The organism is Paraburkholderia lebeckiae, from assembly GCF_014201005.1.
In the GTDB taxonomy this organism is placed as follows: domain Bacteria; phylum Pseudomonadota; class Gammaproteobacteria; order Burkholderiales; family Burkholderiaceae; genus Paraburkholderia; species Paraburkholderia tuberum.
Genome location: NZ_JACHDK010000004.1, coordinates 345,577 through 370,380 on the forward strand (window position 1 = coordinate 345,577; position 24,804 = coordinate 370,380).

Here is a 24,804-nt window from a genome sequence, read left to right on the forward strand (position 1 = left end):
TGCCAACCGGCGTTTTGGGGCAGCGCCGATCCTTCATCGCACCGCCCGACCTCGTACGGCCTGCAGGAGGCACCCAGAATGGCTCATGACTGGATTACCAAGCAGCAGCTCGACCAGTTCAAGGGACTGCAACGACTGTATGCCAGCAACCAGGATTTCGATTTCGGCTGGTGGTGTGCATATTTCTGGAAGGAAGCGCGTGCGTCGGGCGGCCGGCTAGATCCGGGTGACGAGAAACTCAAGGCATTGTTTGTCAGGGTCTATCGCGATCCGACACTGCCGACAATGAACTTCGTTCGGCGCAAGGGGGCCGGCGCGACCATCGTGGTCCAGCAGGCCGCATCCTGGCCCGACACCGATGCCGACAAACGGGCCGTCCTGGAACTCGCCCTCGAGATCGGCTTCAAAGACATGCCGGGCGGCCCGGCAACCGGGGGCATTCCGCGCGGCCTCGAGGTGCGGCGCTACTTCCGCAACAAGCTGCGGCTGAGGACGGCGGGCGGTGGCCGCCTGATCCTACCGATCGGATGCCGGGGCGAAGGGCGCGACTTCGCGACGGTCAGGGAGCACGGTGGCGCGCTCAACCGAGTCGATCTCGGCCTCAACAACATGGGACAGCCGTGGCATCCATTCAGCCATGCACCGCACAAGGACCGGATGTACTTCCGGATCGCGTCGGGTGACAACTGCCTGTTCTCGGTACTGAGCGTCGCCGAGACCATGAAGCTTTCGGTCGGTTTTCCGCTGATCGAGGACGAGCAGATCTTCAAATTCCCGTCTGCTCTGATCATGCACTGGACTCGAAGCCAACTGGAACTGGCACGCGCTAACGACGTGTCGCTGGCCCGCGTCACCTGCACGGTCAACGGCACGCAGCGCACCGGCGTGTTCCTGGCCACGCAGTCGTACGCCTATGCATTCAAGGTGCTAGGCGACGCGGTGCACACCCAGGACTTTCTCGAAAACGAAATGGGCGGCGTGCAGGACCAGTGCACCGAGCGCGGCGTGCGCGAGGTGGCGCTGCAAGATTTTCTGTTCGGTCTGAAGCTGCGCCGGATTCATCTCGGCCCGACGCGCGGACATGGCGTGATTGCCTTTATCGAACAGGTGCGCTACCAGATGGGCGGCGACTGGCACGAGAACGTCGAGCGCGCTCTGTATGCGCAGCATCATTTCGACAGTGACAGGCAGGCCGCCGATGCCGTGCTTGATCCGCTCGAAGCGCAGATACAGGTCGGGCGCATCGAAGGCGAACGTCTGGTTGACGGCAACGCGATCCAGATCCAGTCGATCGACCAGTGGGCGCTCAGCTACGAGCAGTTCCGCCAGGTAATCGACGAGCCGCGCAATCAGCATTTCGGCCAACCCGTGTACTTCGGCGCGACGAGCTGACGTCGAAGATGCCGGTTCTTCCTTGCGAGCCACCCAGACCGTGCCGCGGTACATCGCGGATGTACCGCAACGCGAAGATCACTCGCCGGGCACGCAGCACCTTGCTGATCCCACCTTGCGCTCGCAGATTCTCGACCGAAGAAATGTCTGCGAATACTGAAAGACCCGCGTTGGGATCGACGTACACGTTCGCTTTTCACCGCGCTACCTATTGCGCGGGCGTTGTATGTGGGGTTGTGCTAACCATAGACCACGCTGTGGCAGAAGCCCGGCCATCAACGGTAGTTGGCCCCTGCGGTCATATGGACGCTCGAACGTCGGGTTTGCGTTCGGCAACAGACAAACCAAACCTACCGCTACCGCACCACATCTCGACCCTACCAGTCGATTTCTGCCCTTAGCGTCGATAGTAATCGCGAAGCAGACCTGGGAGCGCCGCAGTGCCGGTGCCATCACACCGGTTCAGCCAGGAAGCATGATTTCCTCCTACCGTAAACGCGAACACCGCTCGGACTGCGTGGCCGGGCAAGCGGCGACAACCAGGAAGTTAGTGCGTAGGCAGCTCGCGTAATGCCGTCCCGTAACTTCCATTGATGCACGAGGGCGACCTGGCCACGAATATCAGAGCCAATTCGCAGCCACGGTGGAGGTACGCCGCTAGGCCGCTTTCCTACGATTCGTAGCTGTGGTGTATCGTCAGGGCATGTGCGTTGCGCCTGGCACGTTGGAATGTAGTCTGGCAGATCCTCTCTTTGTTCGATTGCGTCAAGGGCTGACCGGTAAACCCGACTTTTTCGCGTGAGGTCCATATGAGAGCGTCTACTTCTGGACTGACGGTAGGAGCGAGACGGTGGGGTGCCGCCGCGATGACGGCGTTGGCTTTTTCGGGCGCATATGCCGGCGGGATCGACCGCAAGGTGGCTCTGGATCAGAGCGGCATATGGAACCGCAACGTTCAGCTCGGACTTGAATATGCCGTGATCGCCACGACCGTCGGTGGATCTCTGTGGCTGGGGAACGACAACGAACTGGGCCATACCTTCTGGCAAACGGCCGACGCCACGGCGATATCGGCGGTCGCTGCGCAAGGCATGAAGTACGCATTCGGTCGCCAGCGGCCCAACGCGGGCCAGGGACCCAACCAATGGTTCAGCGGCGGACAGAGTTTTCCAAGTGGCGAAGTCACCCTTCAGGCGAGTTTTGTGACGCCGTTCATCGTCAACTATGGTCGGCGTGATCCGTGGGTATGGGGACTGGAATTGTTGCCGCTCTACGATTCGATTGCACGCGTGAAAAGCCAGGCACATTGGCAGACTGACGTTCTCGCTGGCTGGGCGCTCGGCACGGCGGTCGGATACCTGAGCACGACATGGCAGACACCCTTGTTCGTCCAGATTCTCCCGCACGGTTTTACAGTTGGCTTTGCGAAGCGGTTTTAGCCCGGGCTGTGAATCGGACGAGTGGTGTGCAAGTGAAGGTGCGGCCGCAAGTGGCTGTTATGGTCCTTGAAGCTGCCGGTTAGCCGACGCATGTTCAGCCGCCCGTTGTGGGTCGGTGTTAGGACCTTTATGGTTTAAAGCGGAAGATCGGGGTCGTCAGAACTTCGGAACGGCACATGTCGTCGCTTCGTTGTCGCGATAACGCGGATTATCTTCGCAACAGTGCGCCGTTAAACGCCCTCATGATAGGGAGGGTAATCTTTACAGCGCGATTCGCGCGACGTTTTTTTGCTGAGACCTGACGTCGAGGCTCATCGCTGCGGTCGTCTCGGGCCATGCAATGCACGAACGCGCGCATCGCCATTAAATACAATGGCGCTATGCATGCACGGGAAACCCGGCAACCGGCGTCCCCAACCGAGACTCGGAAAGCACTACACCCGACCCGTTTGACCCGCGCCGTGTCGAGCACAAGACCCGCAATGCGGCGCAAAAAACGGGACGAATGCGAAGTGATGCCGGCGAGAAAATCGGTTTCATGGCTGATTATCTATGGGCGCAGTGAACTGACGCTCCCGCTACGTCGCGCATGAGGCTCCGCCCGGGACAGTGCGTGCTTCATGTCGGCCTGCTGGCCAGAGACGACGCATGATTGACGGCAGTATCGTCCCCATCTAAAACCCGAGCCCGACGCCGACGCCTCCGAAACCACTCCCACCGAAACTGCCTGCCCCGATCCCGATGCCGAAACTGGGGGGCGGCGCATAATAGCCGGGCGCGTCGCCGTAGCCGTAGTAGGGCGGCTGGGCAGCGACGCAACCGCCAATACCGAACGCTAAAGCCAGGATGCCAAGTAGCTTGATCATGACGCGCTCCCTTCCATCAGCAGTACAGGGACATCGCGAGCAAGATCCGGTCCCTCGTTGGCCGTCCCCGAGGCAGCGACATTCCGCGCATGCATGCGTCGCCCTAATAGCCCTCCGATCAAACGTCCAAGAGCGATTTTTTGGCATCGAGCCATCGAGCCAACTTGTTTCGTCAATGATCGCACCGCCGACCGAAAGATTGAGATGGGGTGAGCTGCGATGTTCGCGGTCCGTCTCAGTACGGCCAGTTTCTGCCGCTCGACCGCATTTTCGAGCGCTCATTCGAACGACTGCTCCACTTCGTGACCCGCCGGATACTCAACGCGGACTCCTCGGCCAATGCCGACCTTGGGGCAGGCTGGATTCTACGTCGGCAATGTGATGGATTGCCGACGGTAGCGGCGTCGAGCAGCCGGGCGACAGCTTCCGGCATCGCGAACTCACACTCTCGACCCACTTCGGACTCTAAACCAGACGCCACCTAATCGGCAGCTTTTTGGGGTGCAGCGGTCGTTTATTCCTTCGAGTCGCACGGCACGTCAACGTGAGAACCGGCATTGCTGTTCAGGCCCGTTGCATACTGAATTCCGTTAGTGCGTTTGCCAGAATGTCCACGGCTTGCTCTGTAACGGCGTTGTATAGAGACGCACGCAACCCGCCAATTGAACGGTGCCCCTCTAGTCCAACGATACCCTGTTCACGAGCCGCCCCGATAAACGCATCGCCGAGCCGAGAATCACCGAATTTAAAAGCCACGTTCATTTGTGAGCGCCAGCGACGGTCCGCGTGGACGGTCACGACCCCCTCCAAAGCGTCCAGCGTGTCATACAGCCGCCGCGCCTTTCTCTCATTGATGCTTTGCATCGCGTGCAGACCGCCAACATCGAAGCGCAGCCAGCGCGTAATCAAAGTCAGCACATAGATCGCGAATACCGGCGGCGTGTTGTAGTTGGAACCGTGCGAGACGTGGGTGCGAAAATCGAGGATCGCCGGCAAGCCGTCGGGGATCCGTTCAAGCAGCGAACGCTTGATTACCGCTACCGTTACCCCAGCCGGACCCAGGTTCTTCTGGGCGTGAGCATAAATCATCGAGTATGCGTCTGGCCGAATGGGCTTCGACAGAAAATCGGACGACATGTCCGCAATCAGCGGTACCTGCGTCGCCTCTTCGCAAACCGGAAATTGCAAACCTTCCACGGTCTCGTTCGACACGTAGTGCAGATAGGCGGCAGAGCCGGAGATGTCCAGTTTATCGAGGACGGGCAACTGCCGGTAGCCCGTCGCGTGGCCGTCCCACGCAACTTTCCTCTCAGTCACCTTGGCCGCCTCCGAGGTCGCCCGACCGCTCCAGTAGCCGGACGTCACATATTCGGGCGGGGCGAATCCTTTCGCGGCAAGATTCATCGGGATCATCGCGAACTGCAGACTACTGCCCCCCTGCTGAAAGGTAATGGCGTAGTCGTCGGATATACCGAGCAGAACGCGCAGATTCTGTTCCGCTTCGTCCAGTATGGAGCGAAACCAGTCCGAGCGATGGCTCATGCCGAGTACCGAGATGCCGGTTTCCGGTAACGCGGTAATCGCTATGCGCGTCTGTTCCAGCACCGTTTCAGGGAGCGCTCCGGGACCACCGGAAAAATTCAATGCATTGGACTTCACTATGCCTCCGAGGCCAGCCGTTGGATTTTGTATGCGTTCGCGGCCGCGCGGCGCAGCATTTCATGAAAGGCGTCGGCAACCCGGCGAATTTGCGGAACCTTATAAGGAAAGATGCTCTGGTCGTCCAAGTCATGCACAACCATGCCCGTCGCGATCTCGAATATGAGCAGCCGGCCATCGCTCGTTTCAGCGCAATCGAATCCTACGTAATCGAGACCGGTCAATTCCGCGACGTTGCGAAATGCCTCGCGGTGACGCACAGCAAAATCGGTGTCAAAGCTCGCCATCAGGTGCGATTCCTCCTCTCGCCGGTCGGGATGCGTCGACATCTCCGCGTAAGGGTAGTGAACCATCCATTCCTTCGAGATGCCCATATGGCACACGAATGGCGTTCCCTCGATCATCACGATCCGGTATTTGCGAAACAGACCGTCGGCGCTGCTGTAGTCGATAAAAGGCGCCATGTAATATTCCACGGCGTCAGACTCAGCCATGTAGCGCGCGAGTTCCTGAGCGTCGGACACCTTCGCCAGACCTTGTCCGGCGTGCGATCCTATCGGCCGTATGATGAGCGGATAATTTGCGCCGAGTACCTCGGACAACTGCAACGCTCCCGAAGCCGCTTCGTTGACCCGCTCGCGGGAAAGGCGCACCGTGTGGGCCATACAGATACCGGGGGCAGCGCCCAGCAGAGCATAGGCGGTGTCACGCATTGTCTTCGCAATGTGTTCGGACCGGTTTAGTACGCGGCAACCCGTCCCGCTCGTCAGCGACGCGATTTGGGCAAGAACGCCCGCGGTTTCATCCGACGCGCATGCCGCAACGAAGATAACGTCGTGCTCGGGCAACTCGGCATCCCCCAGCGGCCGCGTGTCGACATACAGGACCTCTATCTGCAGGTCGGCGTTCTCAAGCAGGCACTCAAAAGGCGTGTTCGCCATCAGATCGCCCGGAGCCTTGAGCACCAGCACCTTCAAAGGAGGCTTGATCGTCTGGGCGCTCTTCAACCGATAATGTCTGGTCATTTGAAGCGCTTGCTGCTGGACGGCGAGAGCGGCCGCCTTCTGGTATTTCAATTGCAACACCAGCGACAAATCAAGCAGAGCGTACGGGTCGTCATGGCGCTTTATGTGCTCGAGCAGGCTCTCCCCCAGCGGCGTCAGATCGCTCCCAGCCGTTGCCGCCCGGAGCAACGCAGCCAGTCCCAGTGGCTGATGCATCGATGGAAGGCTGGCATCACCCGTTAATTCAGTTCGAACAGTATTCATGAATGGCGCGTTTCAGTGGAGCGATACCCGGGGCGAAAGAATGCGCTCGCCGGCATTACTTTTACGTTCACTCAGGTCATTGACGGTGGGTGTCAGTCGGGATGCGGGTACCCGCCGGCATTTCGCCGATGTAGCCGACTTCTTCCTCGAACCATGCTTCTGGCATTGGCCCGGATGTCGTTGCTTTACAGTCCGCGGGAATCGCGACAGCACTCGATGTGTTGGCTACGAGGGACAATCTGGCCGAGCTCGCGCGTCGCTTTGCAATTGACATGTATCTTTTCCTTCGATAGAAACGTCAGGATTTTGTAACCCAAAACGTGTCCGACATACTGCATTAACCCCAATGTGCAGCCCATGATACGAGCTTGGGGCTGAACCAAACGAGGGAAAAGAGGGGCGATTGACCACCTATTCAGAGGACTTTGAGGCGACGACAGGTCAACGGTGACCGTTTTCCGTCCTTAAACTCAAGCATGGTTTACGACCCGCAGTGTGAATCTCACGGGGCTGACCGCTGTTAGCGGCAATCCTGAATAAGCGGGTGGATCTGCGGCTTCCCATGCTGTCCAACCAATTGGGAAGGGCGACGAATGCAGGTGAAGTGGTCGCGGTCAACGCAGTCCAAACGCAAGAGCCGACCATCGGGCTCAGCGCAGTAGGCGGTGCGGTGGCAGGCGGGCTGCTGGGCAACCAGGTTGGTCAAGGGCGCGGCCGTGTTCTGGCGACGATAGCGGGTGCAGTTGGCGGTGGCCTTGCCGGTAACGGTATCGAACATGCCGTACGCAAAGATGCCACCTGCCAGGTGCAAGTCAGAATGCAGGATGGCAGTTATCGAAACTTCAACTACGACACGCAGCCTACCGTTCAGGTTGGTGAGCGTGTGCGTGTCTATGGCGATTCGCTGAGTGCTTCGTAAGCACGCAGCGAACCGGAGGGCACAGCGCCTTACAAACGGTTACCAGGCTGACACTTCACGTTTATTTGCCCACTAGAGCTACACATATGGCTATGGGTACGAATACAACGACGACCGTGACAGGCACTGGCACCATGACCATGGTTGGCACAGGGGCTGGGAGCACCATCATCATCACGGGGACGATGACGAATAATCTGGCACTGCAACCAATTCGCGATATCGCAGCGTCGTGCTGACGACGCCGAAGCCTCGTTCTATCTGACCAGGTGCTTACGCCTTTGCTGTAACAGTGAGGGGCTCGCGATCAATGGAACGGAAGGCGCACCTAAGCGCTGGCCGTTCGCTTGATCGCCTGAAGGCGGGAGACCCGTTCGATGCGCCGCTCAACAGTGCATAAGAGCCCCTTATCAGCCATCCAAACAGCGGGCGGCTGAATGCGGTCGACTGCGCAACCGTCAGCCGAATGCGTCCTCAACGAACGATGCATAACTCTGCGCATTGGCGAGCATGCGCGATCCGAAATCCCTATTCCTTGCGAGCGCCCGGCATCGGCCTGGCATAAATGCCTGGTCGACGTCTATCGTCCCGGCCAGTGCATGAGTGAACTCGTGAATAAGGCCCGCGCCACGGCTAATGCTCATTCCGTCATGAATCACCTGTTGTTCGAGACTGAAGAAGTCGATCGCCAGGTGTATGTTTATTTTCCCGTCACGGCGAACTGTCTTGAGGTCGGGTGCATAGGCCCGGACATTGGGGATGACGCTGCCGCCACCGTAATAGAGGCGCACTGGCCTCATCTGGATGCCCTTCCAGACGCATTGCAGCACCGCGCGCACCAACGCGCTTCTGGTTTGACTACCGGACAACCCCAGTTCTGAGCCGCCTTGGAATCCAAGCGCCGCGACATCCACTTTCTCGTCTGGATTACCGAAATAGCTGGTGAATGTTTCCTTGTACTGTTCCGGTATGCCGGACGAAGCGTGCAAAAGCCGCTGATGCATTAACGTAAGCAGATCGGTGGCGCTCTCGAAGGCATTTTCCGCGCCGAGGAGGAAAGTCGTTTTAACACTTTCGAAGCCGATCGACACACTGTTGAAGTTCTTCAACTCCAGACTTGGAAATCGCGTCGAGTGGAAGACATCGCCCGTCGACAGAAGAATTTTCAACCGCGTCTCGAGGTCGAGAATATCGCGCCTTTCCAGAATGGGTTTAGCCTTTCTGAGCGTATCCTCATCGAGATTCAGGACGATCGACATCGCCAGCAGCATGGCCGCGACGGCGATTCTCTTAGGATTGTCCGGTGTAGAAAGCAGCGTACTTTCGCGCCGTAGACCGCAAACCTCTAGAGGATCGGTAATCAACTCACCCGCCTTCCTGACTGATGCGCCCCCCGCGTTTTCCCATCGGGAGACCTTTTTCTCGTGGTACTGCTGCAAGTCACGAAATTTTCCGGGACTGCCGTCAAAGCCCTCGATGCCGCCGGGTGGCGCATGCTTTTTGATGTATGTCCACAGCGTGTTCAAATCGGTCATGTAGGCCTCGTCAGTCTGAGTCAATGCCGTTGCCAGCAGGCGCTGCATGCCACGTTCTGGCAACCAGAACTGCGCTTGGCCACAAAGTTCGGTGATCGCATTTCGACTTCAATCACTCTCATATCTGATCTCCATGCCGACTGCGAAACATCGCCCGTTTTCATGCATGCAGATTGCGTACGCGCGCCTCTTAAGATCCGACGCATGAACTGTAGATAGCAATATTCGCGGTGACAGGTTCTTCTGCCAGAAAGTGTGCGGAAGCGAACATTGAAACAGAACTTGCCGTCTGCATCGCGACGCACGGATTGCATTGGTCGCTAGCGACATGTCGGTTCCATTGCGGGATTCGCAAACCGTCATCTCGCCCGTGCGGCAAGGCGCTCAATCATCCGATCAGCCATTGTGCGATCGATGACTGCGAATGAGCGGCTCGTGCGCTCATAGGCATACATGGCGCCCGTCGCGATGTCGAACCACCAGCCGCTCAGTACGAGTGCCCCGGCAGTGACTTGCTGGCGGACGATCGGGTAGGTCATCAGGTGCTCGAGTTGCACGAGTACGTTGAGTTGCGACAATTGATCGTGCGCTTTCAGGCTGTCGTCGAGCGGACCTTCCTGTTCGAGGCGAAACGCTGCGTTGTTGGCGTGGCATAGCCATTTATCGAGGTTCGGCGATTTCAGCTTGGCGTTCCTGGAGAACACGGCCTTCATCGCGCCGCACTCCGAATGTCCACACACGACAATATTCGCGACTTTCAACACCAGCACGGCATATTCGATCGCGCTTGCCTCGGAAAGATCTCCGGTAGAGACGCCCTCCGCAGTCGCCGGTGGTATCAGATTGCCCACGTTGCGCATCGTAAAGAGATCGCCGGGATGGGTTGATGCAAGCAGATCCGGCACGACCCGGCTGTCCGAGCACGTTATGAAGAGCGCATCAGGTGTCTGCGCGAGCGCGAGTTTGCTGAACTGCTGCGCGTATTGCGGCAGCATTTTCTCCCGGAATTCAACGATGCCCATGATGAGTTTTCGCATGGTTTGCCTCTCAAACGATGGGTTGCCTTGCTGTCGAGCTTTCCGAGCCTCCAAGCCCTTGCGAGTCGGGGATACGGGCCAGCGCCAGGTCCTCCGGAAATGGATGCTTCGAGCCGATCGCACGGTCCAGCAGGGTCAGCTCGACACGCAAGGCGTCGTGACGATGCTCCGGCAAGCACTGGAGGAGATTCTCTATCGCCGCGCGCTGACGCCGCGCGATCTGAATGCTGCCCGCGCCGTACTGACGTATCTCGCGGAAACTGATATGCACGAAATCTTCCCAGTTCGGCGTTCGATAGATGAGGCGCACAAGTCCGGACTTATCCGTTATCTCTTCGGTGTACAAAGATCGTTTTCCGACGACACGCAATAGCCGCTGCAACTGATCGATGGCCAACACGGCCGTTGTTGGATCGTTGATCGCAGCCGACAACGCTTTCAGCGCAATATCAACAAGGATGCGAAACGCGAACATAGGATCCTGTTCCATCGTGCGTTCAGTCCCGAAAGCAACCAGTGTGCGCAGCCGGTTTTCATCGATTGCGTCAGAGTCCCCGTACAAATAAAACAAGGGTTCGTCTACCGCGACAAAGTCGCCCACTTGCGGCACGAACTCGACAACCGAGTTAGTGCGCCTCGCCTTGGCGACAAGTCTTTCGAGATTCACGGCCAGAACGATGCCGGATGTACCGCTATGGCGAACAATGCGGCCAGGGACGCCGTGCTCGTGGTCAAGTCTCGGCGGGGTGATTCGGCCCGTCGTTGGGTTGGGATAGACGCTTTCGATGACCGCGATCCCGTGCTCCCCAACCCGAGCCACGAGGCTTACTGGACGCAGGCATTTCGCCGCATAATCAATCAGGAAAAGGAATGCGACTACAGAAGCGAATCCGAATAGCGCTGCAATGAATACCTGAAGCTGGTGCACCTCGCTGTCACCCATCCAGCCCAGGGTTCTGTTGGCGAACAGAAGCGTGAATACGAACAATCCCGAGATGCTGCGGATCACGTTATCGCGCAGCAATGTGGTCGCGATGATCCGCGGGGTATATTGACCGCCGGCGACCTGGATTGCGACGAGCAGCGAACCGAAGGTAAACACCAGAAACGCCAGGTCTGCGGAAACGATGTCGCCGACAAGTGACCGCGCTCCAGTCATGGACAGCGCAAAAAGGCCGGTTTTCGGATCGAGGATGTCGTGTCCGATCATCCACCTTCCCAGCATTTCAGTGAGCGGCTTTACCACGGCATAGATCGCCACCGCGACGAGCGGTACCGTCCACAGGGAAGATCTGAGGTAACTCTTCAAGCTGTACCAGCGGTTCCAGTCCATGTTTGCGCTCTTTCTACGATTCATGCGGCAGCGGAGGCCGAAACGTTCGCGGTTCGCCTTTGACGATGCACGTGACCTTCAGGTCGGTCAATCAGACTTTGGTCCGATAGGTCGAGGGCATAGCGTTTCGGGAATCGCGTCTCGATCGATTCCGGATTTTCGATTCTCGTCTATCGCGCCATCGCGGGCAGCGCGTCTTCGGCGACTGGCGCGCCTGCCCGCACGTTTTCGGCAGCGGTATCGGACGCCACGTGGGCCAGCTTCATCAGACGCGGCTGTAGCAGCAGCGCGACGAGACCGCTCCAGCCGCTCTGGTGCGAAGCGCCGACGCCACGTCCGCTGTCGCCGTGAAAGTACTCGTGGAACAGCACGAGATCGGACGAGCGCGGGTCGGCCTGCAACTGCGGATAAGCCGTCATCACGGGCCGCACGCCGTGCTCGTCCTTGAGAAAGAGGGTAGTGACACGCCGCGCGAGACCGTCGGCGATCTCGCTGAGCGAGCACCGGTTGCCCGATCCCGTTGGATATTCGATGCGGAACTCGTCGCCGTAGTAGCGATGGAATTCATACAGCGATTCGATCAGCAGATAGTTGACGGGCATCCACACAGGCCCGCGCCAGTTCGAATTGCCGCCGAATACGCGCGAATCCGATTCGGCCGGCTGATACGCGATGCAGACGTGCGCGCCGCCATGATCGAACTCGTACGGTGTATCGCGATGCACGCGTGACAGCGCGCGCACGCCGTGATCGGACAGAAATTCGTCTTCGTCGAGCGCGCGGCGCAGCAATGCCGTCATCCGGTATCCGCGCAGTAGCGAGAGCAGCGTGGTGTTGCCTTTGCCGGGTTCGGTCCAACGCGATACGAGTTTGGCCAGATTGGGCCGGTGATCTAGAAACCAGGCGAGACGTTCCCGCAGGCCGGGCAGGTGGCCGTATATGCGTTCTTCGAGCACATGCACGGCGAACAGCGGAATCAGGCCGACGATCGAGCGAACGCGCATCGGCACACGGGTTCCGTCTGGAAGATGCAGTACGTCATAAAAGAATTCGTCGTGACCGTCCCATAGCCCCGTTCTGCAACCTTCGCTGCAACCGACGGCTTCTGCGATATACAGGAAATGCTCGAAAAACTTCACCGCGATTTCGACGTACGCGTTGTTCGTCATCGCGAGCTCGAGTCCGATCTGCATCAGGTCGAGCGCATACGAGGCCATCCAGGCGGTGCCGTCCGCCTGGTCGATGCGGCCGCCCGTCGGCAGCGGGGAAGAGCGGTCGAAGATGCCGACGTTGTCTAGCCCGAGAAAGCCGCCCTGGAAGATGTTGCGGTCCTCTGCATCCTTGCGGTTGACCCACCACGAAAAGTTCAGCAGCAACTTGTGGAACATCACCTCGAGAAACTTGTGGTCACCGACGCCCGTGACTTCACGGTCGAGTTCGTACACGCGCCACGTCGCCCATGCATGAACGGGCGGATTCGCGTCGCCGAATGCCCATTCGTAGGCGGGCAACTGCCCGTTCGGATGCATGTAGCGTTCCTTCACGAGCAACAGCAACTGTTTCTTCGCGAAGTCGGGGTCCATCATTGCGAACGCGGCGGCATGAAACGCGAGATCCCAGGACGCGTACCACGGGTACTCCCACTTGTCCGGCATCGATACGACGTCGCCGTTGCACATATGCCGCCAGTCGGCGTTGCGCCCGTGCCGGCGTCCTTTCGGCGGCTTCGGCTGACCGGGGTCGCCGTCGTGCCAGCGGGTTACGTCGAACTGGTAATACTGCTTCGTCCATAGCATGCCGGCGAGCGCCTGGCGTTGCACGAGCCGCGCATCGGCGTCGCTGATGTCGTGCTGGAGCGCGGCGTAAAACTCATCGGCCTCCGCGATCCGGCGCGCGAACAGCGCTTCGAAGTCGAGCGGCACGTCGTCGCGCGTGATGCCCGGTAGTGCCGCCGGACGCCAGCGCAGATACAGCACCGCGCGCTCGTGCGGCGCGAGCGACAGGGCCACATGAGCGGCGGCGCGGGTGCCCGCGTCGCGGCGTATCGCGTGCTCGTCGCCATCGACGAGGTAATCGTTGAAGCCATCCTTGAACGGGCCTGCGCCGGCGATGCCGAAAAGGCGGCGGACGTTGGTTTCGTTTTCGCAGAACAGCCATTCGATCGGCTGCGGCGCCGAGGCCGTGACGATCATCGTGCCCAGCGCGGGATTGTGCGCGATCACGCGCGCGCCCTCGGCGGACGCGGGCTCGAGCGTGAGCGACGGCTTGCCGGGCTTGCCTGACCACGCCCAGCGGTTGCGCGCCCAGAAGAGCGGCAGCACATGCAGTGGCGCGGGCTGATCCGCGCGATTTTCGACGGTTACGCGCATCACGATGTCGTCGGGTGTGTGCTTCGCGTACTCGACCCAGACGTCGAAATAGCGATCGTCGTCGAACACGCCCGTATCGAGGATTTCGTATTCGGGCTGATCGGCGCCGCGCCGGCCGTTTTCCTCGATCAGGTCCTGATACGGGTACGCATCGTGGGGGTATTTGTACAGCATCTTCATGTACGAGTGCGTCGGCGTGCCATCGACGTAGAAGTAAAGCTCCTTCACGTCCTCGCCGTGATTGCCTTGCGCATTGGTCAAGCCAAACAGCCGCTCCTTCAGGATGGGGTCGCGCCCGTTCCAGAGCGCGAGCGACACGCACCAGTCGAGCGGGTCGTTGCCGAATCCGGCAATGCCATCCTCGCCCCAGCGGTACATGCGGCTGCGCGCATGATCGTGGGGGAAATACTCCCATGCGGTTCCGTAGTCGCTGTAGTCTTCGCGAACGGTGCCCCACTGCCGGTCGCTCAGATAAGGCCCCCAGCGGCGCCAGCAGTCGAGGTCCTGGCCATGCAGGCGGAATCCTTCCTTCGAATTGAGCAGATCGTTTGCGCGTAGCGATGACATGTGACCTCCCAAACCGGGATCGACCGTCGAACACGTTCAGTGCGTGAGTCCCCGCCCATCCCGTCACGCGTGCGTCGCCGGGCGGTATCTGGATGATAGGCGTCGTTTAGACTTATCGAGGTCGGAGGCCGCCTCGTTCCTGGTTTCATCTGACGTTTTCTTTTGCTATATCCGCGCTGCATCGCCTGATCGTAAGGAATGGGACATGAATCAAAAACCGCGTGGCTTCGACAATGGCCTGACGAACTACGGTGATCACGACTTCGCGCGCTATCTGCGCCGGTCGTTTGCCAAATCGATGGGCTACACCGGCGAATCGCTCGACAAGCCGATCGTCGGGATCTGCACCTCGGAGAGCGGTTTCAATAACTGCCATCGCCACTTTCCCGAAATGATCAAGGCGGTCGAGCGCGGCGTGCTCGCGGCGGGCGCATTGCCGGTCGTATTTCCGGTGATTTCGCTTGGCGAGGTCTTCCTTTCGCCGACTTCGCTGGTCTATCGCAATCTGATGGCGATGGCCGTCGAGGAAATGATCCGTGCCCAGCCGATGGATGCGGTGGTGCTGCTCGGCGGATGCGACAAAACCGTGCCGGCGATGTTGATGGGTGCGATCTCCGCGGAGCGGCCGGCCGCAATGGTGGTGGCCGGTCCGATGATGACCGGGCGACATCGCGGCGAGCGGCTTGGCGCGTGCACGGACTGCCGGCGCTTCTGGTCGAATTTTCGCGCGGGGAACGTCTCGGCGCAGGAGATCAGGCAGGTGGAGGGGCGTCTGGCGGTCACGGCGGGAACGTGTGCGGTCATGGGCACGGCGTCGACCATGGCGCTGATCGCGGAAACGCTGGGCATGATGCTGCCCGGTTCGGCGGCGATTCCGGCGGTGCACGCGGATCGTCTGCGCAATTGCGAAGAAACCGGAGCACTGGTTGCGCGCATGGCCCTCAGTGGCGGACCGAAACCGGCCGAGATCGTGACGCCCGCGTCGATGCGCAATGCCTTGCGCGTGCTGCTCGCGGTCTCCGGTTCGACCAACGCCGTGATTCATCTGGCGGCGATTGCTGGTCGTATCGGACTGAAGATCGATTACGACGAGTTCAACCGGCTGTCTGATGAAACGCCCGTACTCGTGGATCTCAAGCCGGTAGGCAACGGCTACATGGAGGATTTCCATGCAGCCGGCGGGCTGGAGGGCGTTCTGCGCGGACTGATGCCCCAGCTCGATGTGACGTGTCGCGATATCGCCGGGCAGAGTCTCGAGGAGCGTTTGAACAAGCCGCTTGCCGATCCGATCGATACGGCCGTGATCCGCTCGACGGAGAAACCGGTCAGTCCCGAGGGCGGACTGATTGTGCTGAACGGTAGTCTGGCGCCCGGCGGTGCGGTTCTGAAGCGCGCCGCCGCTGCTCCCGAACTGCTCGAACACGAAGGGCGTGCCGTGGTATTTACCTCGCTCGAAGATCTGGCCGCGCGCATCGACGACGCTGATCTGGACGTTCGCGCGGACGACATTCTCGTATTGCAGAACGCGGGGCCGCGCAGTGCTTCAGGCATGCCCGAGGCCGGCTATCTGCCGATTCCGCAGAAACTTGCGCGGGCGGGGGTGAAGGACATGGTGCGGATTTCAGATGCGCGCATGTCGGGCACGGCGTACGGGAGCATCGTGCTTCACGTGACGCCAGAAGCGGCGCTCGGTGGCCCGCTGGCGCTGGTGCGCAACGGCGACCGGATCCGGCTCTCGGCGCGGGACAAGCGGATCGATCTACTGGTTGACGAGGTCGAGCTGGCGCGTCGAGCCGCTGAGATTCGTCCGGCGGAAGGGATGTATGCGCGCGGTTACCAGCGGCTCTATCACGATCACGTGCTCTCTGCCGCCGCAGGGTGCGACTTTGATTTCCTCACCGCATTTCCTTCCGAAGAGCTTAAATAAGTTCATCCCCCATCAGAGGTGTCGTCGAAGATTGCGGATTGCCAGGGTCCCAGTGTTTCGAGGCGACCCAGCAGATCACCGGGGAAAAGAAGCGAAATGTAGGGGGTATGGGGTCCCGCTGGGTTGCGGACTACGAGCCGGTTCAACCGACCATCCGCCGCAGCCTGTTCGATGGCGGCGCCATCGTCGAGTGTCGGCCCATTCCCGACGGTCGGGTAGTCGCGGTTCCAACCGCAGATACCACAGTGGAACGGCCATAGCGAGCCTTCATCTATGAACTCGTCTTCGGCGAGTGCGGACATTGAGGGGGCCGGGTTCTACGTCAGCAATTCGAGAGGGACGATCGAAAGACTCGATACCGGTCATTCGACCTTGCCACTGTCGTCACCGGTGCGACAAGTTCAGCGGGCGCAGCATGCTCCGCTGTAAGCAGCCTCTTTTTTCATCGTGAGTGTCGAGCAGCAAAGCAAGCCCCGTTCCGACGGGCGGTGAAATTTGCTGGCATGACGCAAAGGCGGTGACTAGTATTCTGCGTGTACGTTGGCCACCGCTCACGCGACTCCGGTCGGATTGCGGTCCGATGGCGTCCGCCATCCGCGGAAGGGGGACATATGGCACCCTTGTCATTTGGTCGTCCGACACTGCGCGCGCTGTTTTACCGGCAACCGTCTCAACATCTCGCGCCTCTCATCGCTGTCATTCTCGCTGGATTGTCGTTGCCGCATGCGGCGTCTGCCGGTGGCGTTCTACCGCAAGGCGGCCGCTATGTCGCCGGCGCGGGAACCATCGTCAGTGCGATGCGCTGACCGTCACGCAACCGGGCTCGACTCGCGGCGTGATCGACTGGACCAGTTTCTCGATTGGCAGAGGCAACACCGTCACGTTTAACAATGGTTCGGGCGCAACGCTCAATCGCGTGACGGCCGGCGCGCCGTCGGCGCTTCTCGGCAGTCTGAATGCAACGGGCAGTGTGTACCTGATCAATCCGCAGGGCATCGTGGTCGGTCATAGCGGCGTCATCAGCACGGGCGGACGTTTCGTGGCTTCGACGCTCGATCTGCCGGATACCGCCTTCATGAATGGCGGGCCGCTCACGTTCTCCGGCACGTCGAATGGCAAGGTGGTGAATCTCGGCAAGGTCAGTTCCAGCGGCGGCGACGTTTTCCTGATCGCACGCGATGTCGTGGTGAATGACGGCGTGGTAAGCGCACCGAACGGCACCGCCGAATACGTGGTTGGGCAACAGGTGCTGCTGTCCGATTCGTCGAGCAGCAGCCAGCTATTCGTGCAGACCGGCAGCAAGGGCACCGTGATCGATCGGGGCACGACGCTGGCCGCGCAGATCAATCTCGAAGCGGCCGACGGCAACATCTATGCGCTTGCCGGTGGCGGCTCGCGAATCCGCGCGACCGGCACCGCTACGCGCGACGGCCACATCTGGCTGGTCGCCGACAGCGGTCACGTCACGCAGCACGGAACCGTCGCTGCAACGAACCAGGATGGCAGCGGCGGCACCGTCGATACGCTTGCGAACACACTCACGCTGGCGCATGGCGCTGGGGTGCAAGCAGGACTTTGGAACGTGTCGACGCCAAATTTCACGATCGATCGCAGCACAGCCGCGGCTTTCGTGCGCAGTCTCTACGCCGGCACGTCCATTGATGCAAGCGCGACCGGTACGAATGGCGCAAGCGGTGACATGACCGTTGCGTCGAATCTTGTGTGGCAAGGTCCTGCGTCGCTATCGCTCGCGGCTTATCGCAACATAACGATTGCACCAACGACAACACTTCGAAACACAGGCAGCGGCAATCTGAGTTTGCGGGCGGACGCGACGGGCATCGACAACGCAAGCAGCGTGGTAAACCAGGGCAAGATCGACTGGTCGGGCAGTACCGGTTTGGTGAGTGCATTCTATGACATGAATGGCAGCTACAGTTCGGGGACTGTGCTTTCGAACCGGACGTGGGCGGCGCCGGAGGATAGCGGTCTTGTTAGCCAGTTCACGCCCTACAAGCTGGTCAACTCGTTTTCCGATCTCGGAAGCATTGCCAATGATTTCGCGGGCATCTACGCGCTCGGAAAAGATGTAAACGCGCGGACGCCGCCGGGAACGACCAGTTCGAGCATACTTACTTTCCCGTTGACGCCCTTCGTCGGGCAGCTCGATGGGATGGGACACACGATTTCAAACCTCAGCATGTCCGCGTCGGGCAATTTTGGCGCGCCAGTGGGCATGTTCCCCGTAATCGGGGCGGCCGGTGTTGTCCGCAATCTGATTCTGCAGGCGACTATCAGCGGCGCCGCAACCAATTACTACTATGGCCTTCTTGCTGCGATCTCTGAAGGCACCATTGCCCGGGTTCGTACCGGCGGCGAGATTGCGCTTACGGAGGGGCAGGCGGTCGCCGTCGGTGGTCTGGTGGGCAGTTCCACAGGCACGATAACCCGGTCGGCCAGCAGCGCCGGTGTTCTGTGCACATGCTTCAGCGCATCGGCCTCTTATACCGGCGGCCTTGTAGGGTACAACGGCGGCGTGATTCGGCAGTCGTATGCCGCCACGTTTACCAGTGGGAACGGTGCCGGTGGTCTGGTAGGACTGAACGACGGGCTGGTCACGCAATCATATGCAATAGGCACGGTGACTGCGAACGGTGGCCCCGTTGGCGCACTCATTGGTGGGAATCGAGGAACGGTCGAACAGTCCTTCGCGACTGCGCTCGTCCAGACGCCGCGAGGCGGCGGCGGGATCGCGGCCACCAACATCGGCACAGGATCCATTGCACACAACGTCTTCTGGGACATCCAGGCGACCGGCACTGACGTGGCGGTCACGAGCGTGGCCGATTTTGGTTCGCCCGGTAACGCACAAAGCCTGACTACGGAACAGATGGGGATGCCGGCCAGCTTCGGTCCGACTTTTGACTTTGGGCCGAACGGAGCATGGATCATGTTCCCTGGTGCGAGCCATCCGGCCCTGCGCTGGCAACAATTCGGGCCGTAGCACGCGGTCGAGGGGCAGCCGAGCCTCGTCTTGGAACTGCGCTGCACGAGCCATGTCCAGCTGTCTGCTCATCGCCAGGATGCGATGGCAGGGCACGAGCCGCGCACCGCGCACTGCCACGCGCCAGGCGCCTTGAGAGCGGAATAGGCGGCGAGGACCGGGCTGATGGCTGGTCAGCCGAGCGGCCCCGTTCGGCCGACGTTGCGGCGAGCGGCCGCTTTGTGCGCCTGCGATCATGGCGAGCCCTAAGCTCGCGAGCGCTATCTGGTTATTCAGCCATTAAGCAGCCTTTTCACGGAATTACCGGCACTGGGTGTGGCGCGCCAGACGAGCGACGAAAAGTGGCTTTCACTCAATGGGAGCGCGCGTAAGGGTTTGGATCGGCAAGCGACCGCTGGCCGCGATAAAGCCATCGCTCGGATGTTCCGCCAGGAGCAAGCTCCAGTGTCGCGAATTGGCCGAACCCTGAAGTAGGTTGGTCGCTCTCAATTGCGGCAACCTCCCGCCAGGCATTTCGGACTCTCAGCACTTCGACGCTTCGACTACGCGAGTGCACGCAGCAAAATCCTTGGGCTGGATACTAACGGCGAAGCGAGCACTGCCCGCAGGGGGCCAACATGTATTGGCGTGACGCAGACAAGGTGACTAGTATTCCGCTTGTTGGTTAGTCACGGTTTACACAACTCCGGTGAGATTGCGGTCCGATGGCGTCCACCATCCGCGGAAGGGGGACATATGGCACCTTTGTCCGCAAGCCGGCCGCTACGACGTGCCCTGCGTCGCCGACAACCGTCTCAACGCATCACGCCTGTCATCGCTGCCTCTCTCGCTGGGTTGTGGCTGGCGCACGCGGCCTTTGCCGGTGGTGTGCTTCCGCAAGGCGGCCACTATGCTGCAGGCGCGGGAACCATCGCTAGTCAGTGCGGTGCGCTCACTATCACGCAACCTGGCTCGACTCGTGGCGTAATCGACTGGACCAGCTTCTCGATCGGCAGAACCAACACCGTCACGTTCAACAACGGTTCGGGCGCAACGCTCAATCGCGTGACGGCCAGTGCGCCTTCGGTGCTTCTCGGCAGTTTGAATGCAACCGGGAGTGTGTATCTGATCAACCCGCAGGGCATCGTGGTGGGCCGCAGTGGCGTCATCAGCGCGGGCGGACGGTTCGTAGCTTCGACGCTCGATCTGCCGGATACCGCCTTCATGAATGGCGGGCCGCTCACGTTCTCCGGCACGTCGAATGGCAAGGTGGTGAATCTCGGCAAGATCAGTTCCAGCGGCGGCGATATCTTTCTTATCGCACGCGATGTCGTGTTGAATGACGGCGTGGTAAGCGCACCGAACGGCACCGCTGAATACGTGGTTGGGCAACAGGTGATGTTGTCCGATTCGTCGAGCGGCAGACAGTTATTCGTGCAGACGGGCAGCAAAGGCACCGTGGTCGATCGGGGCACGACGCTGGCCGCGCAGATCAATCTCGAAGCGGCCGACGGCAACATCTACGCGCTTGCTGGTGGCGGCTCGCGAATCCGCGCGACCGGAACGGCTACGCGCGACGGCCACATCTGGCTGGTTGCCGACAGCGGTCACGTAACGCAACAAGGCACCATTGCGGCAAAGAACCTCGACGGCGGCGGAACCGTCGATACACTTGCCGCCACGCTCACGTTCGCGCACGACGCAACGGTTCAGGCGGGGCTGTGGGACGTCTCCACACCAGGCTTCACCGTCGATCGCACCACGGCGCGCGCTTTCATGCGCAGTCTGAACGCTGGCACATCGGTCGACGCAAGCGCGACTGGCACGGCCGGCGCAAGCGGTGATCTGACGGTTGCGTCGAATCTGGGCTGGACAGGTCCGGCGTCGCTATCGCTCGCGGCGGCTCACGATGTCACGATCGCACCGGGGAAGACGCTAAGGAACACCGGCAGCGGCAATCTGAGTTTGCGGGCGGACTCGACGGCCATCGATAATGCCGGCAGCGTGGCCAACCACGGCACGATCGACTGGTCCAACAGTACCGGCACCGTCAGCGCGCTCTATGACATGAATGGCAGCTACAGCCCCGGAACGATCGTCGCGAATAGCGCGTGGACAGCGGCACCTTATAGCGGTCTCGTGACGCAGGTTACCGGCTACAAGCTCGTCAATTCGCTTACCGACTTGCAGAACATATCGCTCGATCTTGCAGGTAATTACGCGCTCGGCAAGGACATCGACGCGACTCCTGCCAGCGGTGGCAGCGCCGTTATCGGCGGCGTCCTCACGCCTTTTACCGGACAGTTCGATGGCGTCGGCCATACGATTTCGAATGTCAGCCTCCATGCATTTTTCTCACCGGGCCCGCCGCCAAACGGCTATGACGCACACGGTCTGTTCAGTGTCGTCGGCACGAGCGGCGTGGTGCGCAACCTGGCTGTGCAAGGCAATCTTGACGATTACGGTAGCTATGGCGGCTTCGGACTGCTAGTGGGTGTCAATTACGGCACGATCGCGAACGCGCACACCAGTGGCAGTGTATTCGTCTCCGCGTTCGGCAGCGAGAACGCGGGTTCCGGCGGTCTTGTCGGCTGGAACTCGGGCACCATCATGCGCTCCTCGAGTGCCGCGGCGGTGACCAGCGAAGGCGGAGCCGGCGGCCTGGTCGGCACAAATGGCGGCACCATTCGCCAATCGTTCGCCAGCGGGGCCGTCAACGCGATAGCTCATACGGCGGGCGGCGGTGGACTAGCCGCATACAACGGAGGGCTCATAGTCCAGTCGTACGCGACCGGTGCCGTTACCTTCTCGCCGAATTACTGCGGCGGTTACGGCACCGCATGTTTGTCCGGAGGCGCAGGGGCGTTGGTGCTGCACAATGGCGGAACCATCGAAGAATCGTTTGCGACTGGCCGCGTCATCAGCAATTTCGGGCCGGCGGGCGGCCCCCCTGCCGTCGGCATAGCCGATACCAACGACGGGACCGTTGCCGGCAATGTGTATTGGGATAAGGACGCCACTGGAACGACTGTCGGCGTCAATTCGGGTGCGCTGGTCCCCGCCGCGAACGGTCTCACCACGGAGCAGATGGAGACTCAATCGTCATTCGTCGGCTATGACTTCAGCCCGAAAGGCGTCTGGGCGCTGCCAGCGGGCGCAACGCATCCCGTCTTGCGGTGGCAGTCCATGCCTTGAACCAGCGCGTCTTTCGACGTGCGGCGCGATGTCGAGAAGCAGCATTTGGGACAGATTGGCGCGGTACGGAGATGCCTGGACATGATGATTCGCATCGCCAGCCCGGCCGGGCGACAGGGCCGTGGCTGTTTGACGTATCCGCGGCCGTGAGCAGGACGTTTGCCGACTTCCGTACGAACGGCGAGACCTGGCATCCCGCGCGGCGCTCGCCTATAGTCATTTGTCACTTCCGTCACTTCCGTCACTTCCGTCACTTCCGTCACCTCGCCGGGCCCTCGGGCACGGTGATCGGGGCATTGCGCCCGTCGGCGCCAGGGAGGCCCGCATGCACTATGTCGGCAACAATCACGTCGCGTTCGATACCCAGTCCCTCGGCTTTCCGAGCATCAAGGGCTGCCAGGCAGTTTGCTTCCAGGTGAGCGGCGGCCTCTACGGCTTCCACGACTACAAGGGCGCCGGCGGCGCCGGCGTTGACGACGCCAAGGCCCACGCCTTCGCCTCCTGGGCTGACCAGCAAGGTACCGCTGACATCACGGCAGGCGTCGCGCTCTACGGGGTCATCAACCAGGAGCACCAGTACACGCACGACACGAGCGGCGAGCAGGACTGGAAGGCTATGCTGCTCGGCGTCGCGCGCGAACTGGGGTTCGACGGGCCCGTCTACGGCGTGCGCGTGACTTCGCACGTCGGCAAGGCCGACTCGCTCTACGTGCGCTTCGACCGCGTGCACGACACGATGCGGATCTCGTACAAACGCTGGACCAAGATGGAGCGCGACACCAAGGCCAGTCCGCTCAATCCCGACCAGCAGGCGCTTTTGCGGCCGGCGAAGTCGAGCGAGGTGGACCCCAGGTCGATCGCGCACGATACGCGTCCGTACGTCGCGGAGTCGCTGAAGGACTACGAGTACGAGGATGTGTATCCGGTCCGGCGCAAGGACCCTGGCAAGGCCGAGAACCTCAACATCGTCGCGTCCAAGAAGATCACGCAGTTTCGCTGAGCGAGCGAGGGTCGGCGCGCCGGCCCTCCGTGAGGCACTGGCCCGGCGGCTCAGTGCGTCGCGTCGAGCACCTGCTGCGCGGGCGCGTCGAGCAGGCGGCTCATGATGTCGGAGCGTCCGTAGACGAGCGGCGCCGCAATCCGGTTTGCCATGCCCGCGTAGGGTCCGGTCGTGACCACGTCCCCGGCCAGCGGGTCCTTGAAGCTGAACGTCTGCGGATTGTCCGAGCTGGCCCCGATCAGCAGGACGAAGTGCGACACGCTCGCTTGCCCGAGCACGCCGCGCAGGATGATCGGCCCGTAGTCCTGGAGCCGCTTGATCCACTGGTCGGCGGTCGTCGGAACGTCGTAGCTCTCGACGAGCAGATTTGGGGCGTTCTGGTAGTCGTCATAGGGGTCGTAGGCGATCCAGTCGCGCACGCGGTTCGCCGGTTTCGGCAGCAGGACGTCCTGATACCGTAGGTTGGCCTTCTTCACGTACCAGTACTTGAGCAGCGACTTGAGGCAGTAGCGGCCGCAGGTAGGGTCGATGATGGGCAGGAACTTCGGCACGTAGTTGAATCGCTGCGACACCATTTCGGGAATCGGGTTGATCGTGAAGCTCGGCATCGTGGTGCTCCTGGTCGGGTGGAAGCCGTCTCCGCCTTGCATGTTCGACGTTCTGCACGACCGGCGGGGCCAGGCAGACCGCGCGCCGGTTCGCCTCAGCACCATAGCAAACCTGCCGCGACGGTCTCTGATCGACCCCTATGCTCAGGTCGCAACTATGCGCAGATGGTCATCGCGAGCGCGGCCAGCCCCTTAAGGGGTGCGGTAGGGGCTGGCGGAGCCTACGCATAGTTACAGCGTCTGCAGGAATCGAAGCAACGAGTCCGGTGCCTGATATCGGCGAATCCTGGCATCTGGCGCCTCTAGCCGACCGAGCGCTTTCTCCTTCATCGCGAGGTCAGCTTCGACGTAGCGATGGGTTGTCATCGGGCTCTCGTGACCGAGCCACAAGGCGATCACATTGAATGGAACGCCCGCCTGCAACAGGTGCATCGCAGTCGTGTGACGGCTATATCGTTGAAGACATAGGCGGCACTATGTGCCCTTCCTGACTATGTCGGGTAATGTGGACGAGCTTCCTCGACCGGCCGAAGATTGCGGGTTGTGGAGCAGACATGCCCAGCCAATCACACGACATAGTTTCTCTACTCTTCCGTCTACGAAGGAAGTCGAATATTTGATATGGGATGCAAGTGAGGCTTCAGTGGCTCGTGATAAAGCTGCTTATTCTCGATGATGTATTGCATCGCGGATGCCTTCCCCGACTC

Annotated in this window: 15 protein-coding genes and 2 pseudogenes; 7 read left to right on the plus strand and 10 right to left on the minus strand. The window is 60.7% G+C overall.

The window, feature by feature from the left end:
• The first annotated feature begins 78 nt into the window (after positions 1-78).
• Complete coding sequence (locus HDG39_RS10795; RefSeq protein WP_184005739.1) at positions 79-1,392, plus strand: hypothetical protein; 1,314 nt, start codon at positions 79-81, stop codon at positions 1,390-1,392.
• An 866-nt stretch (positions 1,393-2,258) separates the two neighbouring features.
• Complete coding sequence (locus tag HDG39_RS10800; RefSeq protein ID WP_018422420.1) at positions 2,259-2,831, plus strand: phosphatase PAP2 family protein; 573 nt, start codon at positions 2,259-2,261, stop codon at positions 2,829-2,831.
• 674 nt (positions 2,832-3,505) lie between these two features.
• On the opposite strand, the gene HDG39_RS10805 is transcribed toward HDG39_RS10800, so the two are convergent.
• From HDG39_RS10805 to HDG39_RS10815, 3 genes are all read right to left on the minus strand, one after another.
• On the minus strand, positions 3,506-3,697 hold the full coding sequence (locus HDG39_RS10805) for a hypothetical protein (protein ID WP_018422419.1): 192 nt from the start codon (positions 3,695-3,697) through the stop codon (positions 3,506-3,508).
• A 564-nt stretch (positions 3,698-4,261) separates the two neighbouring features.
• A complete protein-coding gene (locus HDG39_RS10810; protein WP_184005741.1) occupies positions 4,262-5,356 on the minus strand; it encodes a phosphoserine transaminase in 1,095 nt (364 codons plus the stop codon).
• Entirely contained in the window at positions 5,356-6,624 is a 1,269-nt protein-coding gene (locus HDG39_RS10815) for an ATP-grasp domain-containing protein (protein WP_184005743.1), read from the minus strand. Before HDG39_RS10815 ends, HDG39_RS10810 begins: the two co-directional genes overlap by 1 nt.
• 592 nt (positions 6,625-7,216) lie before the next feature.
• On the opposite strand from HDG39_RS10815, the pseudogene HDG39_RS10820 reads away from it, so the two are divergent.
• Positions 7,217-7,543: pseudogene (locus HDG39_RS10820) on the plus strand (glycine zipper 2TM domain-containing protein); the annotation flags it as partial.
• A gap of 458 nt (positions 7,544-8,001) precedes the next feature.
• On the opposite strand, the gene HDG39_RS10825 reads toward HDG39_RS10820, so the two are convergent.
• The 4 genes from HDG39_RS10825 to HDG39_RS10840 all read right to left on the minus strand — a co-directional run bounded on the left by HDG39_RS10825 (position 8,002) and on the right by HDG39_RS10840 (position 14,384).
• The gene (locus HDG39_RS10825) at positions 8,002-9,126 is read right to left on the minus strand and encodes a M35 family metalloendopeptidase (protein WP_184005745.1); all 1,125 of its coding nucleotides are present in this window, start codon (positions 9,124-9,126) and stop codon (positions 8,002-8,004) included.
• A 311-nt stretch (positions 9,127-9,437) separates the two neighbouring features.
• Positions 9,438-10,115: a carbonic anhydrase gene (locus tag HDG39_RS10830; RefSeq protein ID WP_018422414.1), complete on the minus strand. Its 678-nt coding sequence runs from the start codon at positions 10,113-10,115 to the stop codon at positions 9,438-9,440.
• Positions 10,116-10,125: 10 nt separating this feature from the next.
• Positions 10,126-11,448: a DUF2254 domain-containing protein gene (locus HDG39_RS10835; protein ID WP_184005747.1), complete on the minus strand. Its 1,323-nt coding sequence runs from the start codon at positions 11,446-11,448 to the stop codon at positions 10,126-10,128.
• Between the two features lie 170 nt (positions 11,449-11,618).
• On the minus strand, positions 11,619-14,384 hold the full coding sequence (locus tag HDG39_RS10840; protein WP_184005749.1) for an MGH1-like glycoside hydrolase domain-containing protein: 2,766 nt from the start codon (positions 14,382-14,384) through the stop codon (positions 11,619-11,621).
• Positions 14,385-14,589: 205 nt separating this feature from the next.
• On the opposite strand from HDG39_RS10840, the gene HDG39_RS10845 reads away from it, so the two are divergent.
• Complete coding sequence (locus HDG39_RS10845) at positions 14,590-16,311, plus strand: dihydroxy-acid dehydratase (RefSeq protein ID WP_184005924.1); 1,722 nt, start codon at positions 14,590-14,592, stop codon at positions 16,309-16,311.
• Between the two features lie 2 nt (positions 16,312-16,313).
• Here the strand turns inward: HDG39_RS10845 and HDG39_RS10850 are convergent, their stop codons facing one another.
• Complete coding sequence (locus HDG39_RS10850) at positions 16,314-16,613, minus strand: hypothetical protein (RefSeq protein ID WP_184005937.1); 300 nt, start codon at positions 16,611-16,613, stop codon at positions 16,314-16,316.
• A gap of 533 nt (positions 16,614-17,146) precedes the next feature.
• Here HDG39_RS10850 and HDG39_RS10855 point away from each other — a divergent pair.
• The 3 genes from HDG39_RS10855 (at position 17,147) to HDG39_RS10865 (ending at position 23,489) form a co-directional block, all read left to right on the plus strand.
• Positions 17,147-19,315 (plus strand): two-partner secretion domain-containing protein, encoded by a 2,169-nt coding sequence (locus HDG39_RS10855; RefSeq protein WP_311666786.1) that lies wholly within the window; start codon positions 17,147-17,149, stop codon positions 19,313-19,315.
• Between the two features lie 735 nt (positions 19,316-20,050).
• Complete coding sequence (locus tag HDG39_RS10860) at positions 20,051-22,489, plus strand: two-partner secretion domain-containing protein (protein WP_184005751.1); 2,439 nt, start codon at positions 20,051-20,053, stop codon at positions 22,487-22,489.
• Between the two features lie 325 nt (positions 22,490-22,814).
• Positions 22,815-23,489 carry a hypothetical protein gene (locus HDG39_RS10865; protein WP_184005753.1) on the plus strand — a complete coding sequence of 225 codons (675 nt, stop codon included), beginning with the start codon at positions 22,815-22,817 and terminating at the stop codon, positions 23,487-23,489.
• Positions 23,490-23,539: 50 nt separating this feature from the next.
• Here HDG39_RS10865 and HDG39_RS10870 read toward each other — a convergent pair whose 3' ends face one another.
• Both HDG39_RS10870 and HDG39_RS10875 read right to left on the minus strand, forming a co-directional pair.
• Positions 23,540-24,097 (minus strand): papain-like cysteine protease family protein, encoded by a 558-nt coding sequence (locus HDG39_RS10870; protein ID WP_184005755.1) that lies wholly within the window; start codon positions 24,095-24,097, stop codon positions 23,540-23,542.
• A gap of 231 nt (positions 24,098-24,328) precedes the next feature.
• Positions 24,329-24,532, minus strand: a pseudogene (locus HDG39_RS10875) (integrase); the annotation flags it as partial.
• Between the last annotated feature and the right edge of the window lie 272 nt (positions 24,533-24,804).

Coding starts and splice junctions, on each gene's coding strand:
- HDG39_RS10805 (WP_018422419.1), bottom strand. CDS start 3,697: ATGATCAAGCTACTTGGCATCCTGGCTTTAGCGTTCGGTATTGGCGGT.
- HDG39_RS10850 (WP_184005937.1), bottom strand. CDS start 16,613: ATGTCCGCACTCGCCGAAGACGAGTTCATAGATGAAGGCTCGCTATGG.
- HDG39_RS10840 (WP_184005749.1), bottom strand. CDS start 14,384: ATGTCATCGCTACGCGCAAACGATCTGCTCAATTCGAAGGAAGGATTC.
- HDG39_RS10795 (WP_184005739.1), top strand. CDS start 79: ATGGCTCATGACTGGATTACCAAGCAGCAGCTCGACCAGTTCAAGGGA.
- HDG39_RS10825 (WP_184005745.1), bottom strand. CDS start 9,126: ATGCAGCGCCTGCTGGCAACGGCATTGACTCAGACTGACGAGGCCTAC.
- HDG39_RS10835 (WP_184005747.1), bottom strand. CDS start 11,448: ATGGACTGGAACCGCTGGTACAGCTTGAAGAGTTACCTCAGATCTTCC.
- HDG39_RS10870 (WP_184005755.1), bottom strand. CDS start 24,097: ATGCCGAGCTTCACGATCAACCCGATTCCCGAAATGGTGTCGCAGCGA.
- HDG39_RS10830 (WP_018422414.1), bottom strand. CDS start 10,115: ATGCGAAAACTCATCATGGGCATCGTTGAATTCCGGGAGAAAATGCTG.
- HDG39_RS10845 (WP_184005924.1), top strand. CDS start 14,590: ATGAATCAAAAACCGCGTGGCTTCGACAATGGCCTGACGAACTACGGT.
- HDG39_RS10865 (WP_184005753.1), top strand. CDS start 22,815: ATGCACTATGTCGGCAACAATCACGTCGCGTTCGATACCCAGTCCCTC.
- HDG39_RS10800 (WP_018422420.1), top strand. CDS start 2,259: ATGACGGCGTTGGCTTTTTCGGGCGCATATGCCGGCGGGATCGACCGC.
- HDG39_RS10860 (WP_184005751.1), top strand. CDS start 20,051: ATGGCACCTTTGTCCGCAAGCCGGCCGCTACGACGTGCCCTGCGTCGC.
- HDG39_RS10815 (WP_184005743.1), bottom strand. CDS start 6,624: ATGAATACTGTTCGAACTGAATTAACGGGTGATGCCAGCCTTCCATCG.